Annotated in this window: 16 protein-coding genes; 13 read left to right on the top strand and 3 right to left on the bottom strand. The window is 73.5% G+C overall.

What is annotated here, in order from left to right:
• The first annotated feature begins 57 nt into the window (after nt 1-57).
• The 4 genes from alr (at nt 58) to AB0R04_RS08545 (ending at nt 3,352) form a co-directional block, all read left to right on the top strand.
• The gene (gene alr / locus AB0R04_RS08560) at nt 58-1,257 is read left to right on the top strand and encodes an alanine racemase (RefSeq protein ID WP_363369294.1); all 1,200 of its coding nucleotides are present in this window, start codon (nt 58-60) and stop codon (nt 1,255-1,257) included.
• The gene (locus AB0R04_RS08555) at nt 1,254-2,447 is read left to right on the top strand and encodes an alpha/beta hydrolase (protein ID WP_363369293.1); all 1,194 of its coding nucleotides are present in this window, start codon (nt 1,254-1,256) and stop codon (nt 2,445-2,447) included. Before alr ends, AB0R04_RS08555 begins: the two co-directional genes overlap by 4 nt.
• Before the next feature lie 95 nt (nt 2,448-2,542).
• Entirely contained in the window at nt 2,543-3,040 is a 498-nt protein-coding gene (gene tsaE, locus AB0R04_RS08550; RefSeq protein ID WP_063348988.1) for a tRNA (adenosine(37)-N6)-threonylcarbamoyltransferase complex ATPase subunit type 1 TsaE, read from the top strand.
• A gap of 117 nt (nt 3,041-3,157) precedes the next feature.
• Nucleotides 3,158-3,352 carry a hypothetical protein gene (locus AB0R04_RS08545; RefSeq protein WP_063348989.1) on the top strand — a complete coding sequence of 65 codons (195 nt, stop codon included), beginning with the start codon at nt 3,158-3,160 and terminating at the stop codon, nt 3,350-3,352.
• A gap of 16 nt (nt 3,353-3,368) precedes the next feature.
• On the opposite strand, the gene AB0R04_RS08540 is transcribed toward AB0R04_RS08545, so the two are convergent.
• On the bottom strand, nt 3,369-3,938 hold the full coding sequence (locus tag AB0R04_RS08540) for a hypothetical protein (RefSeq protein WP_363369404.1): 570 nt from the start codon (nt 3,936-3,938) through the stop codon (nt 3,369-3,371).
• Between the two features lie 153 nt (nt 3,939-4,091).
• Between AB0R04_RS08540 and tsaB the strand changes: the two genes are divergently transcribed.
• The 5 genes from tsaB to AB0R04_RS08515 all read left to right on the top strand — a co-directional run bounded on the left by tsaB (nt 4,092) and on the right by AB0R04_RS08515 (nt 7,620).
• Nucleotides 4,092-4,766 carry a tRNA (adenosine(37)-N6)-threonylcarbamoyltransferase complex dimerization subunit type 1 TsaB gene (gene tsaB / locus AB0R04_RS08535; protein ID WP_363369291.1) on the top strand — a complete coding sequence of 225 codons (675 nt, stop codon included), beginning with the start codon at nt 4,092-4,094 and terminating at the stop codon, nt 4,764-4,766.
• A gap of 23 nt (nt 4,767-4,789) precedes the next feature.
• Nucleotides 4,790-5,269, top strand: coding sequence for a ribosomal protein S18-alanine N-acetyltransferase (rimI, locus tag AB0R04_RS08530; RefSeq protein ID WP_363369402.1), 480 nt, complete (start codon nt 4,790-4,792; stop codon nt 5,267-5,269).
• Nucleotides 5,262-6,368, top strand: coding sequence for a tRNA (adenosine(37)-N6)-threonylcarbamoyltransferase complex transferase subunit TsaD (tsaD, locus tag AB0R04_RS08525; protein ID WP_350877149.1), 1,107 nt, complete (start codon nt 5,262-5,264; stop codon nt 6,366-6,368). Before rimI ends, tsaD begins: the two co-directional genes overlap by 8 nt.
• Before the next feature lie 11 nt (nt 6,369-6,379).
• The gene (locus tag AB0R04_RS08520; protein ID WP_244293442.1) at nt 6,380-6,625 is read left to right on the top strand and encodes a hypothetical protein; all 246 of its coding nucleotides are present in this window, start codon (nt 6,380-6,382) and stop codon (nt 6,623-6,625) included.
• An 80-nt stretch (nt 6,626-6,705) separates the two neighbouring features.
• Nucleotides 6,706-7,620 (top strand): polysaccharide deacetylase family protein, encoded by a 915-nt coding sequence (locus tag AB0R04_RS08515; RefSeq protein WP_363369288.1) that lies wholly within the window; start codon nt 6,706-6,708, stop codon nt 7,618-7,620.
• A gap of 25 nt (nt 7,621-7,645) precedes the next feature.
• Here AB0R04_RS08515 and AB0R04_RS08510 read toward each other — a convergent pair whose 3' ends face one another.
• On the bottom strand, nt 7,646-8,812 hold the full coding sequence (locus AB0R04_RS08510; protein ID WP_363369286.1) for a class I SAM-dependent methyltransferase: 1,167 nt from the start codon (nt 8,810-8,812) through the stop codon (nt 7,646-7,648).
• Nucleotides 8,813-9,096: 284 nt separating this feature from the next.
• Between AB0R04_RS08510 and groES the strand changes: the two genes are divergently transcribed.
• From groES to AB0R04_RS08495, 3 genes are all read left to right on the top strand, one after another.
• Nucleotides 9,097-9,402 carry a co-chaperone GroES gene (gene groES / locus AB0R04_RS08505; RefSeq protein ID WP_014136232.1) on the top strand — a complete coding sequence of 102 codons (306 nt, stop codon included), beginning with the start codon at nt 9,097-9,099 and terminating at the stop codon, nt 9,400-9,402.
• A gap of 116 nt (nt 9,403-9,518) precedes the next feature.
• Nucleotides 9,519-11,144, top strand: coding sequence for a chaperonin GroEL (gene groL, locus AB0R04_RS08500; RefSeq protein WP_363369284.1), 1,626 nt, complete (start codon nt 9,519-9,521; stop codon nt 11,142-11,144).
• Nucleotides 11,145-11,274: 130 nt separating this feature from the next.
• Complete coding sequence (locus tag AB0R04_RS08495; RefSeq protein WP_363369282.1) at nt 11,275-12,270, top strand: LysR substrate-binding domain-containing protein; 996 nt, start codon at nt 11,275-11,277, stop codon at nt 12,268-12,270.
• 89 nt (nt 12,271-12,359) lie between these two features.
• Here the strand turns inward: AB0R04_RS08495 and AB0R04_RS08490 are convergent, their stop codons facing one another.
• Nucleotides 12,360-12,686: a WhiB family transcriptional regulator gene (locus AB0R04_RS08490; RefSeq protein WP_063348997.1), complete on the bottom strand. Its 327-nt coding sequence runs from the start codon at nt 12,684-12,686 to the stop codon at nt 12,360-12,362.
• A 559-nt stretch (nt 12,687-13,245) separates the two neighbouring features.
• Between AB0R04_RS08490 and AB0R04_RS08485 the strand changes: the two genes are divergently transcribed.
• Nucleotides 13,246-13,857 (top strand): response regulator transcription factor, encoded by a 612-nt coding sequence (locus AB0R04_RS08485; RefSeq protein WP_014136228.1) that lies wholly within the window; start codon nt 13,246-13,248, stop codon nt 13,855-13,857.
• Nucleotides 13,858-13,977 lie beyond the last annotated feature (120 nt).

The raw sequence follows: 13,977 nt of genomic DNA, 5'->3' as shown, positions 1-13,977 counted from the left end.
CGCCGCACGGACGGGCCGTTCGGCGAGGACTCCGGGATGTCTGGGAGACTGACCCTGATGACAACTGCGAACACGACCGGCACGGCCACCCTGACCGACGGCGTAAGGGCCGAGGCGACCATCGATCTGGCCGCCCTGCGCGGCAACCTCGCCGCGCTGCGCGAGCGCGTCGGCAGCTCGGCGGTGATGCTCGCGGTCAAGGCGGACGCCTACGGCCACGGCGCCGTCGAGTGCGCCCGCGAGGCGGTCGCGAACGGGGTCGGCTGGCTCGGCTGCGCGACGCCCGAGGAGGCGCTGGCACTGCGGGCCGCGGGCATCCGCCCGGAGCAGGCCCGCGTCCTGTGCTGGCTGTGGACGCCGGGCGGGCCGTGGCGGGAGGCGCTGCGCGCGGACATCGACATCTCGGTGAGCGGCCAGTGGGCGCTGGACGAGCTGCTGCCGGCCGTCCGGGAGACCGGCATCCCGGCCCGGGTGCACCTGAAGGCGGACACCGGTCTGGGCCGCAACGGCTGCCAGCCGCACGACTGGCCGCACCTGGTGGCCGCCGCCCGCCGCGCCGAGGCGGAGGGGCTGCTGACCGTGGTCGGCGTCTGGTCGCACTTCGCCGCCGCCGACGAGCCGGGCCACCCGTCGATCCAGGCCCAGCTGGACTCCTTCCACGCGGCGCTGGCCCGGGCCGAGGCCGCCGGGCTGCGCCCGGAGGTGCGGCACCTGGCGAACTCGCCGGCCACCCTGCTGCTCCCGCAGTCGCACTTCGACCTGGTCCGCACCGGCCTGGCCGCGTACGGGCTGTCGCCGGTGCCGGAGGTCGGGTCGCCGGCCGACTTCGGGCTGCGCCCGGTGATGGCGCTGACCGCGCGGCTGGCGTTGGTCAAGCACGTTCCGGGCGGGCACGGGGTCAGTTACGGCCACCACTACGTGACGCCGGGCCCGACCACGCTGGGCCTGGTCCCGGTCGGCTACGGCGACGGCATCCCGCGGCACGCCAGCGGCACCGGCCCGGTGCAGATCGGCGGCAAGTGGCGCACGATCGCCGGCCGGGTCGCGATGGACCAGTTCGTCGTGGACCTGGGCGGGGACACCCCCGCGATCGGCGACGAGGTGCTGCTGTTCGGCAACGGCGAGCAGGGCGAGCCGACCGCCGAGGACTGGGGCCGGGCCTGCGGCACCATCTCGTACGAGATCGTGACCCGGATCGGCGCCAGGGTCCCGCGCCGCTACCTGGGCGGCAGCCGCACCGAGGGCCCGGGCGCATGACGGAGGGACCGGCCGAGAGCGGCCCGGTCGCGGCGGTGGCCAAGGCGGCCGGCGCGGCCTCCGGGGTGAGCCGGGCCGGTGTGATCGGGATCTCGGTCGGCGTGCTGGCGGCCGGGGCGGCCGCCGGGGTGGCGATCGAGCGGCTGACCGTCGGCCGGGCGACCCGCCGCCGGGCCCGGGCCGAGCTGGACGCCGAGGCCCCGTACGGCTCGCTGCGCGGGCGCCCGCGGACGGTGGCCGCGCCGGACGGCACCGAGCTGTACGTCGAGCTGGACGGCACCGGCCCCGAGCCGGACGGCGACACCTCCGGCGCCGAGCCGCTGACCGTGGTGTTCTGCCACGGCTACTGCCTCAACCAGGACAGCTGGCACTTCCAGCGGGCCGCGCTGCGCGAGGGACTGCGGCTGGTCTTCTGGGACCAGCGCAGCCACGGCCGCTCCGAGCGCTCCCGCTCCTTCCTGGCCGGAGAGCCGGCCAGCATCGACCAGCTCGGCGGCGACCTCAAGGCGGTGATCGACGCCGTCGCGCCGACCGGGCCGCTGGTGCTGGTGGGCCACTCGATGGGCGGCATGACGGTGATGGCGCTGGCCGACCAGCACCCGGAGCTGTTCCGGGAGAGGGTCGCCGGGGTGGCGCTGATCGGCACGCTGGCGGGGGACTGGAACGAGGTCAGCCTCGGCCTGCCGTCGGCCGGCGCGAAGCTGTTCAAGAAGGTCGCGCCCGGGGTGATGCGGCTGCTGGGCCGCCAGGTCGAGCTGGTGGAGGCGAGCCGGCGGCTGGGTGCGGACGTCGCCGCCGTCTTCTACCGGAGGTTCTCCTTCGGCGGGCGGGACGTCGACCCGGGCGTGGTGCGGTTCGCCGAGCAGTTGCTGGACGCCACCCCGATCGACGTGGTCGCCGAGTTCTACCCGGTGTTCGCCGCGCACGAGAAGTACGCGGCGCTCGCCGCGCTGGGCGGCCTGCCGGCGCTGGTGCTGGCCGGTACGAAGGACCTGCTGACGCCGTCGGCGCACAGCGAGGCGATGGCCGAGCGGCTGCCCGGCGCGGAGCTGGTGCTGGTGGAGGGCGCCGGGCACCTGGTGATGCTGGAGCGCCCGGAGCTGGTCGACCACGAGCTGGTGGCGCTGCTGCGCCGGGCCGCCGACTTCGCCGCCGCCGCGCCGCCCCCGGCGGTCCTGGACGGCCCCTGACCCCTTCCGGCGCGCGCCGGGCCGGCGATGTGGCACGGTAGCGGTGGCGGCCGGCGGTCGGCACGCCGGTACGGACCGAAAGGCAAGACACGCGCATGGGCTCGCACGCCACTCTCACCGTCCCCACCCCGGAGCGGATGGGCCGGCTCGGCCGGGAGCTGGCCGCGCTGCTGAGGCCCGGGGACCTGGTGCTGCTCTCCGGTGAACTGGGGGCGGGGAAGACCACGCTGACCCGGGGCCTGGGGGAGGGGCTGGGAGTCCGCGGGGCGGTGACCTCGCCGACCTTCGTGATCGCCCGGGTGCACCCGTCGCTGGTCGGCGGCCCGGCGCTGGTGCACGTGGACGCGTACCGGCTCGGCGGGGACCTGGACGAGATGGAGGACCTCGACCTGGACGTCTCGCTGCCGGAGTCGGTGGTCGTGGTCGAGTGGGGCGAGGGCAAGGTCGAGCGGCTGTCCGAGGACCGGCTGGAGGTGCGGATCGAGCGCGCCCTCGGTGACACCGCCGACGAGGACGACCTGGACCCGCGCCGGGTGGTGCTGACCGGCCTCGGTCCGCGCTGGGCGGGTGTCGCGCTGGAGGCGCTCGGCTGAGGCCCGCGCCCGGGTGTGCGCCGTTTTGCCGACGGGCTGTCGGGAAGTGTTGCGGGCGGGGTGCCGGGCGTGGTGGGATGGGTGCTGCGGTTAGGTCTGCCTAACTAGGGAGGCGCCATGTCGAGCACCACCCCCGCCCCGAAGCGCGCCGGGCACGGCGCCGGGGCCGGAGAGTCCGCCCGCCGCGTCCAGGGGGCGCCGATGCGGGCGCTGCTGGCCGCCTGTGCGGCCGCCGAGGCGGTGTCCACCCCGCCCGAGCCGGAGCCCCGGCGGGCCGAGGAACCGGAGACGGGCACACCCCGCGCGGCCTGACACGCCCGAGCCGGGCTCAGGCGACCACGACCACCTTGGTGCCGTTCGGCGCGAAGTCCCAGAGCAGCTGGCCGTCCGGGCGACCGCTGCGGATGCCGCCGGTCTTGGCGTTCGGCTCGGCGGTCGGGGTCGCGCCGTCCACGGCGGCGCTGAAGCCGAACACCACGCCGTTCTGCTGCGCGAAGCGCACCACGTGCTCGATCTGCTTGCCGTCCGTCCCGGTGGTCGTCGGGGTGCGGCTGTAGACCGAGTAACTGCCCGGAGCTGGCTCGACCGAGCCCGGGGTGACCGGGAAACCGGGCGTGACCTGTGGGTTCTTCTTCGGGTCGATCAGCCAGACGTAGTGGCTGCTGATCGAGTAGACCACCCTGGTCCCGCTGCCCGAGATGGTCGGCAGCGGCGGGACCGTCGGGGTGGCCGAGGCGCTCGGCGTCGCGGAGGCGGCCGGCCCGCTGGACGTCGTGGTGCTGGCGGTCGGCTTGGCGCCGGCCGCCCGGTCCTGAGCGCCGTTGGCCTGGAAGGCCAGCAGGCTCACCACCGCCAGGGCCCCCAGGGTCAGCCCCGTGACCACCACACCAGGACCCATCTTCGCCACGTGCCGCTCCCGCCGCCGTCCCTTTACGTACGGCCCCATCGTGCCAGGTCCGTCCGGCCGGGTCGCGGCGCCCCGGATGTGTGTTCCTGGATGGCACACCTGGTCGATCGGCCGGTCGGACGAACGGCGGTCTAACCTTGACCCGTGCTGCTGCTCGCGTTCGACACCGCTACCCCCGCCGTCACCGCCGCCGTCCACGACGGCACGGCCGTCCTCGCCGAGACCCACCAGGTCGACGCCCGGCGCCACGGCGAACTGCTCCTGCCCGCGATCGACCAGGTCCTGCGGGCGGCCGGCGTCGACAAGCACCGGCTCACCGGCATCGCGGTGGGCGTCGGCCCGGGCCCGTACACCGGCCTGCGGGTCGGCCTGGTGACCGCCGCCGCGCTCGGCCACGCCCTCGGGCTGCCGGTGCACGGCGTCTGCACCCTGGACGCGATCGCCCACCAGGCCCGCGCCGAGGGCCTGGCCGGGCAGCCGTTCACGGTGGCCACTGACGCGCGCCGCAAGGAGGTCTACTGGGCCTCCTACGACGCCGACGGCCACCGCACCGAGGGCCCCGGCGTGGACCGCCCCGCCGAGCTGGCCCCGCCGCCGCGCTCGGTCGGCGCCGGCGCGCTGCTCTACCCCGATACCTTCCCCGGCGCGCACGGCCCCGAGCACGTGTCGGCCGGCGCCCTGGCGGGCTTCGCCGCCGCCGAGCTGGCGGCCGGCCGCGAGCTGCTGCCGAACGTCCCGCTGTACCTGCGCCGCCCGGACGCCCAGGTGCCGGCTGCCTTCAAGAATGTTCTAGGGGGCAAGGCGGTGCTCCCGGCGTGAAACACGGCACCACCCTGCGCCCGATGCGCTGGTGGGACATCGCGCCGGTGATGGAGCTGGAGCTGCGACTCTTCCCCGAGGACGCCTGGTCCACCGGGATGTACTGGTCCGAGCTGGCCGAGACCCACCCCGGCGGCACCCGCCACTACACCGTCGCCACCAACGCGGACGGCGCCATCGTCGGCTACGCCGGGCTGATGGCGATCGCCGGCGAGGGCGACGTCCAGACCATCGCCGTCGACGAGCGCCACCAGGGCGCCGGCCTCGGCGCGGCGCTGCTCACCGACCTGATCCGGGAGGCCGCCCGCCGCGGCTGCGCCGAACTGCTGCTGGAGGTGCGGGTGGACAACCCGCGCGCCCAGCAGCTGTACGAGCGCTTCGGCTTCCAACCGGTGGGCATCCGGCGCGGCTACTACCAGCCCGCCAACGTCGACGCGCTGGTGATGCGCCTCGACCACCCCAGCACTGACCCGAAGGACCTTAAGGACACCCGCCATGGCTGACGAACCGCTCGTCCTCGGCATCGAGACCTCCTGCGACGAGACCGGCGTCGGCATCGTGCGCGGCACCACGCTGCTGGCCGACGCGGTCGCCTCCAGCGTCAACGACCACGCCCGCTTCGGCGGCGTCGTCCCGGAGATCGCCAGCCGCGCCCACCTGGAGGCGATGGTCCCGACCATCCAGCGCGCCCTGGACACCGCCGGCGTCAAGGCGAGCGACCTGGACGGCATCGCCGTCACCGCCGGACCCGGCCTGGCCGGCGCGCTGCTGGTCGGTGTCAGCGCAGCCAAGGCGTACGCCTGGGCGCTGGACAAGCCGCTGTACGGGGTCAACCACCTCGCCTCGCACATCTGCGTCGACCAGCTGGAGCACGGCCGGCTGCCGTCGCCGACGATGGCGCTGCTGGTCTCCGGCGGGCACTCCTCGCTGCTGCTCAGCGAGGACATCACCAGCGACGTCCGCCCGCTCGGCGCGACCATCGACGACGCGGCCGGCGAGGCCTTCGACAAGGTCGCCCGGGTGCTCGGCCTGGGCTTCCCGGGCGGCCCGGTGGTCGACCGCACCGCCCGCGAGGGCGACCCCAAGGCGATCGCCTTCCCGCGCGGCCTGAGCGGCCGCAACGACCCCGCGTACGACTTCTCCTTCTCCGGCCTGAAGACCGCCGTCGCCCGCTGGGTGGAGGCCAAGCGCCGGGCCGGCGAGGAGGTGCCGATCGCCGACGTGGCGGCGTCCTTCCAGGAGGCCGTCACCGACGTGCTCACCCGCAAGGCCGTCAAGGCGTGCCGGGACAACGGCGTCGACCACCTGATGATCGGCGGCGGGGTGGCCGCCAACTCGCGGCTGCGCGAGATGGCCCAGCAGCGCTGCGACCGGGCCGGCATCCGGCTGCGGGTGCCCCGGCCGGGCCTGTGCACCGACAACGGCGCGATGGTGGCCGCGCTGGGCTCCGAGATGGTGTGGCGCGACCGCACGCCGTCCGCGCTCGACCTGTCCGCCGACTCCTCGCTGCCGGTGACCGAGGCGCACGTGCCGGCTGCGGACGTCCGGCACGGCGACGTCCACGGCCAGGCGTACCAGGCCCTCACCGGCGGCGCCGAGTGACCGTCGCCGCGATGTGGGAGGCCCGCGCCGCCACCGGCCGCGGGGCCGAACTCGCCTCCTGGGTACGGGAGGTGGCGCTGCCGGCGGTGCGCGGTTCGGCCGGGCTGGTCCGCACCGAGCTGCTCGGCGCGCCCGGCGAACGGGTGCTGCTGATCACCTGGTGGACCGGCGAGCCGGTGCCGGTCGCCGACCCGCCGGCCGACCTGCTCGGCCGCCCGGTGCACCGCTGGTCCTTCACCAGCGAGCACGTCGAATAGGCGCTGTCCGGGAACCGCCGCCCCGACCGCTACCGTGCATAGCTGAGAAGAAGCTGGACGGGAACCGGGAGCGCGCTGCGGTGAACAGGGACGGTCGGAGCAGGACCAGGACGTACGCGGTGGGGGCGCTGGCCCTGCTGGCCCTGGCCACCGGATGCGGCGACAACGGGGGCGGCGCCGCCCCGGCGGCGGCCGGCGGCAGCTCGGCGGCCACGACCCAGCCCGCCGGCGGCGGCGCCGTGCCGACCAGCCCGGCCGGCGCGCCCACCACCGCGGCCCCGGCCGGCGGGGACCCGGCGGCCTGGGCGAAGTGGAACCTCAAGCCGCTGGCGCCGGCCCCCGTGCCGCCCGCGGACAAGCCCATCAAGCTCGAACGGACCGGCCCGGTACCGGTGTTCAGCGAGGTGAAGACGAGCGACAAGGTCGTCTTCATCACCATCGACGACGGTGCCGAGAAGGACCCGAAGTTCGTCGAGATGCTGACCGAGCTCAAGGTGCCGATCTCGATGTTCCTGACCCGGGACATCGTCAAGAACGACTACGGCTACTTCAAGCCGCTCCAGGCGCTCGGCAACCACATCCAGAACCACACCGTGGACCACCCGGTGATGAGCAAGATCCCGGCGGAGAAGCAGAAGTCCGAGATCTGCGACGCGCAGTCCGCGCTCACCCAGCAGTACGGCACCGCCCCGCTGCTGTTCCGCCCGCCGTTCGGGGACGGCGCCAACACCCCGACGCTGAACAACTCGGTCCAGCAGTGCGGCCCGCGCGCGATGGTGCTCTGGCGCGAGTCGATGCAGATCCACGACATGCAGTACCAGGCGGCGGACAAGAAGCTGAAGTCCGGCGACATCATCCTGGCGCACTTCCGCGGCCCGAAGGAGCTCAAGGGCGCCACGATGACCCAGATGTTCGGCGACCTGCTGGCCCGGATCCAGGAGCAGGGCTTCTCGGTGGCCCGGCTGGAGGACTACATCCAGGCGCCCGCCTCGTAGTCCGGGCGCCCGTCTGGTGGCCGCCTCATGCGGGCCGGCCGAGCATCATCAGCGGCCCGTTGTCGGTGCGGCTGAGGATCACCGTGACGGCGTTCGGCCCGGAGGGCTTGAGCTGGCGGCGCAGCTCCTCCGGGGTGATCGCCATCCCGCGCTTCTTGATCACCACCGTGCCGACCCCGCGCTCGCGCAGCAGCGCCTTCAGCCGCTTGATGTGGAACGGCAGCACGTCGGTGAGCTCGAAGGCGTGCGCGTAGGGGGTGGCGACCAGCTGGTCCGAGGTGAGGTAGGCGATCTTCGGGTCGATCAGCCGGCCGCCCACCTGCTCGGCCACCTCGGCAACCAGGTGGGCCCGGATCACCGCGCCGTCCGGCTCGTACAGATAGCGCCCGACCGGGCCGGCCGGCGGGTCGGGCAGGTCGCCGCCGGTGAGGCTGGCGGCCTGCGGCAGCAGGGTGGCGCGGTGCGGGCGGGTGGCCCCGGTGCCGAACCAGAGCACCGCCTCCTTCACGTCGCCGTGGTCGGAGACCCACTCCGCCTCGGCGTCGGCCGGGACGGCCTCGTGCGGGATGCCCGGGGCCACCTTCAGCGCGCCGATCGGGGTCCGGCGGCCGGCCTCGATCGCCCAGGAGAGCGGCGGGGCGTACGCCTCCGGGTCGAACACCCGGCCGCGCGCCGTCCGCCGCGCCGGGTCGGTGAACACCGCGTCGTAGCCGGTGACGTCCACCTCGGCGACGTCCGCGCAGCGCACCCGGACCAGGTCGGTCAGGCCCAGCGCGGCCGCGTTGGCGACGGTGGCGGCACAGGCCGCCGGGTCCTTGTCGACGGCCAGCACCTCGATCCCGGCCCTGGCCAGCGCCAGCACGTCCCCGCCGATGCCGCAGCACAGGTCGGCCAGCCGGCGGACGCCCAGCTCGGCGAAGCGGCGCGCCCGCCACTCGGCCACGCTGCGCCGGGTGGACTGCTCGACGCCGTTGGGCGTGAAGTACATCAGGTCGGCGTCCGCCCCGAACTTCGCCCGCGCCCGCTGCCGCAGCCGGGCCTGCCCGAAGGCCGCCGAGACCAGCTCGGCCGGGTGCTCCCGCCGCAGCCTGGTGGCCAGCGCCAGCTCCTCCTCGGGCGTGAACTCGCGCAGTTCGGCGAGCAGGGCCTGGCCCTCGGGGGTCAGCAGGGGCTGGAGGTTCTCGGTGTCCACGGGGCCATTCTGGCGGGTTGGCGGCCCCACCGGCTCCGACGGTGCCGGCGCGGTGGGCGGGGCGGTCGCACGGGTGTACGGCTCCGCGCCCGCGGTTCGGGATGCCCGGGCGCGCCGTTGGCACTCTGGTTGACTGAGTGCTAACACCGGCCTATGGTCGTCCTTAGCACTCCCCACTGGGGGAGTGCTAACGCGAAGACGTGTGCCTGACCCCCGCGACGGCAGGCCCACAGGTTCGCTCCTACCCGTTAGAAACCCCGTAATCTCCGAAGGGGAGCTCGGACGTGACCACCAGCAGCAAGGTTGCCATCAAGCCGCTTGAGGACCGCATCGTGGTCCAGCCGCTCGACGCCGAGACCACCACGGCCTCCGGCCTGGTTATCCCGGACACCGCCAAGGAGAAGCCCCAGGAGGGCGTCGTCCTGGCCGTCGGCCCGGGTCGCTTCGAGGACGGCCAGCGTCTGCCGCTCGACGTCGCCGTCGGTGACATCGTCCTGTACTCGAAGTACGGCGGCACCGAGGTGAAGTACCAGGGCGAGGAGTACCTGGTTCTTTCCGCTCGCGACGTTCTCGCCATCATCGAGAAGTAAGTCGTTCCGACCCGCCCCGGATCCGTGTCCCAAGTGACAGGGGCCCGGGGCGTGGTTGTTGGTTCACGTAGTCCGGCGGCCGGTGGGCCGGCCGAAGCCCCGAGGGAATAGGGAACATGGCGAAGATCCTGCAGTTCAACGAGGACGCCCGCCGCTCGCTGGAGCGCGGTGTCAACAAGCTGGCCGACACCGTCAAGGTGACCATCGGCCCCAAGGGCCGCAACGTCGTCATCGACAAGAAGTTCGGCGCCCCGACCATCACCAACGACGGTGTCACCATCGCCCGTGAGGTCGAGCTGGACGACCCGTACGAGAACCTTGGCGCGCAGCTCGTCAAGGAGGTCGCCACCAAGACCAACGACGTCGCGGGTGACGGCACCACCACCGCCACCGTGCTGGCCCAGGCCCTGGTCAACGAGGGTCTGCGCAACGTCGCCGCCGGTGCCGGCCCGGCCGCCCTGAAGAAGGGCATCGACAAGGCCGTCGCCGCCGTCTCCGAGCACCTGCTCTCGGTGGCCCGCGAGATCGAGGGCAAGGACGACGTCGCCGCCGTCGCGTCCCTCTCCGCCCAGGACACCCAGGTCGGCGAGCTGATCGCCGAGGCGATCGACAAGGTCGGCAAGGACGGTGTCATCACCGTCGAGGAGTCGAACACCTTCGGCGTGGAGCTGGACTTCACCGAGGGCATGCAGTTCGACAAGGGCTACCTGTCGCCGTACTTCGTCACCGACGCGGAGCGGCAGGAGGCGGTCCTGGAGGACCCGTACATCCTGATCAACCAGGGCAAGATCTCCTCCATCCAGGAGCTGCTGCCGCTGCTGGAGAAGATCCTCCAGGGCGGTGCCTCCCGGCCGCTGCTGATCATCGCCGAGGACGTCGACGGCGAGGCGCTGTCCACCCTCGTGGTGAACAAGATCCGCGGCACCTTCAACGCGGTCGCCGTCAAGGCCCCGGGCTTCGGCGACCGCCGCAAAGCGATCCTCGGCGACCTGGCCACCCTGACCGGCGGCACGGTCATCTCCGAGGAGGTCGGCCTCAAGCTCGACCAGGTCGGCGTGGACGTGCTGGGCACCGCCCGCCGGGTGACCATCACCAAGGACGAGACCACCGTCGTCGACGGCGCCGGTGACACCGAGGCCGTGGCCGGCCGCGTCGCCCAGATCAAGGGTGAGATCGCCGCCACCGACTCCGACTGGGACCGCGAGAAGCTGCAGGAGCGCCTGGCCAAGCTGGCCGGCGGCGTCTGCGTCATCAAGGTCGGCGCCGCCACCGAGGTGGAGCTGAAGGAGCGCAAGCACCGCCTGGAGGACGCCATCTCGGCGACCCGTGCCGCGGTCGAGGAGGGCATCGTCGCCGGTGGCGGCGCCTCCCTGGTGCACGCCGCCAAGGTGCTGGACGGCGGCCTGGGCCTGTCGGGCGACGAGGCGACCGGTGTCGCGGTCGTCCGCAAGGCGCTGCACGAGCCGCTGCGCTGGATCGCCCAGAACGCCGGCCTGGAGGGCTACGTCATCACCTCCAAGGTCGCCGAGCTGGAGATCGGCCAGGGCTTCAACGCGGCCACCGGCGAGTACGGCGACCTGGTGAAGGCCGGCGTCATCGACCCGGTCAAGGTCACCCGCTCCGCGCTGGAGAACGCGGCCTCGATCGCCTCCCTGCTGCTCACCACCGAGACCCTCGTGGTGGAGAAGAAGGAAGAGGAGACCGAGGGTGGCCACGGCCACGGTCACGGCCACTCGCACTGACGCCTGACGGTCGGCCGGAGGCCCGGCCGCGCCCCTCGGGGTGCGGCCGGGCCTCCGGCGTGTCCGGCGTTTGAGGCTTCAATCATCAGTAGAATTTTGCCATTGGCAAAGATTGCCTTATAACTGAGGCATGATCGAGGCCCGTCACCTGCGCGTCCTGCGTGCTGTCGCCCGCACCGGCTCCTTCTCCGCCGCCGCCCGCGAGCTGGGCTGTACGCAGCCCGCCATCAGCCAGCAGATGAAGGCCCTGGAGAAGTCGGTGGACACCCCGCTGGTGGTCCGCTGCGGCCGGGGCATGCAGCTCAGCGAGGCGGGGCGGGTGCTGCTCAAGCACGCCACCGGGATCCTGGCCGGGCTCTCCGCCGCCGAGGAGGAGATCGCCGCGATCGCCGGGCTGCGGGCCGGGCGGGTGCGGCTGGTCTCCTTCCCGACCGCGAGCTCCACCCTGGTGCCGCCCGCGGTCGCCCGGCTGCGGGACAGCCATCCGGGGGTGCGCGTGTCGCTGGTCGAGGCGGAGCCGCCGGAGTCGCTGGCGATGCTGCGCGGCGGCGAGTGCGAGATCGCGCTGGCCTTCCGCTACCCGCAGTCCGACGGCGGCGCCGCGCTGCCGGCGCCCGCGCACGGGACGCCGCGCGAGGCGCGGGCCGAGGCCAACCTGGAGGCGCAGCAGCTGAGCGCCGGCTCCGACTGGTCCGATCTGGTGGTCACCCCGCTGCTGGACGACCCGCTGGTGGGCCTGCTGCCCGCCGCGCACCGGCTGGCGGGGCGCGGCAGGCCGGTGGAGCTGGCCGAGCTGGCGGGGGAGCAGTGGATCGCGGGCTGCCCGCAGTGCCGGGGGCACCTGGTGGAGCTGTGCGCGGGGGCGGGCTTCGAGCCCCGGATCGACTTCGCGACCGACGACTATCCGGCGGTGGTCGGCCTGGTGGCGGCCGGGCTGGGGGTGGCGGTGCTGCCCCGGCTGGCGCTGCAGTCGGTGCGCCCGGACGGGGTGTCGACGGTGCCGGTGCGGACGGCCGCGGGGGCGCCGGCGGTGCGGCAGGTGGTCGCGCTGACCCTGCCGGATCTGGCCGAGGTGCCGGCCGTGGCGCTGATGCTGGAGCGGCTGGCGGGGTCGGCCGGGCGCTGACCTCTGGGGCCTGAGCGTTCTGGACCGGGCTTGAACAGCCCGAAACGCCGCGAGGAAACGTTTCTTCACGGCGCGCCGTGGAGGCGGGGTTAGCGCCGGGCGATCGCCGGCGGGGTCAGCGGGACCTCCACCAGCCGGTGCCGCGAACGCCCCAGCATCTCCTCGCGCTCGTCCTCGGTCATCCCGCCCCAGACGCCGTACGGCTCGCGGACCGCCAGCGCGTGCGCCGCGCACTCGGTGATCACCGGGCAGCGCATGCAGACCTCCTTGGCACTGGCCTCGCGTGAGCTCCGCGCGGCCCCGCGTTCGCCCTCGGGGTGGAAGAAGAGCGAACTGTCCACGCCACGGCAGGCTGCGGAGAGCTGCCAGTCCCAGAGGTCCGCGTTGGGACCTGGGAGGCGGGAGAAATCTGCCATGGCTCATTCCCTTCAGAGGCTCGTCGGCCGTGGGCCGGCGCTCAGCGGGCTGCTGCTGGGCGGCGCGGCGGGCGTCGATGCACTGGTGTGGACACCTGGAAATATGACTTACGGCAACTCCATGGACAAGTCACCCACAGAGTGGCACAACAGTCAATGACCATACGAAAGCTATAAAAACGGGCAAAGTGGGCAAGGGGTTCGGCGGGCGCGGGCGTGGCATTCGGGTGGCCGACGGGCGCGCGACACCCCGCGCCGGTGTGCGGGTCGTGCGCCCACCGCGCGCGAGCTGGGCAAAAGTGCGGCGTGTGCACCGCGATGCGGCTGATCGGTAATGGGTTGGCCACGTACAGTGGTGGAGATGGCCCCGAAGGCCGTAACTCATTCGAGTGACGGTCGTTGGAAGTGCGGAGGCGGTCAGCGGGCGCCGGACGTCGGGAACGATCGCGGGATTTTGAGGCGATCAGCACGGACTCTGTCGCCGATCGGCCGTGTCGGAGAGGTTCGTACCAGCCAGGAGGCTCAACGTGACGCGGATCAGCTGCGGAGGACGACGGTCATGACTTCCGTTCTCGTTTGCGACGATTCCCCGCTCGCCCGCGAGGCGCTTCGCCGCGCGGTCGCGACCGTACCCGGTGTGGACCGGGTCACCACCGCGACGAACGGGGAGGAGGTCCTCCGCCGCTGGGTGGCCGACCGCTCCGATCTCGTTCTGATGGACGTCCGGATGCCCGGCCTCGGCGGGGTCGAGACGGTCCGGCGGCTGCTGTCCGCCGATCCGGGCGCGCGGATCATCATGCTCACCGTCGCCGAGGACCTCGACGGGGTCGCGCTCGCGGTGGCCGCGGGCGCCCGCGGGTACCTGCACAAGGACGCCTCGCGCGCCGAACTGCGGGCCACCGTCACCCAGGCCCTCGCCGACCCGACCTGGCGGCTCGCCCCGCGCCGGCTGCGCAGCCCCGACATGGGCGCGGCGCCCACGTTGACGGCGCGTGAGATCCAGGTGCTGGAGGGCATGAGCCACGGCCGCAGCAACGCCGAGATCGGCCGCGAGCTGTTCCTGTCCGAGGACACCGTCAAGACCCACGCCCGACGGCTGTTCAAGAAGCTCGGGGCCTCCGACCGCGCGCACGCGGTGGCGCTGGGTTTCCGCTGGGGCCTGGTCCGCTGACCGCCGGTGGCGCCGCCGGCTGCGGCGCGCCGCCGGCGGTTCCCGGGACGGACGCCGTCCGGGCGTGTGACGTTACGGTCCCGAGGTTGCACCATGGAGTAGTGGAGCACCTCGGGGACC

The sequence above is a fragment of the Kitasatospora sp. NPDC056731 genome (assembly GCF_040687675.1).
Classification (GTDB): domain Bacteria; phylum Actinomycetota; class Actinomycetes; order Streptomycetales; family Streptomycetaceae; genus Kitasatospora.
This window is presented reverse-complemented; position numbering and strand designations above follow the sequence as displayed.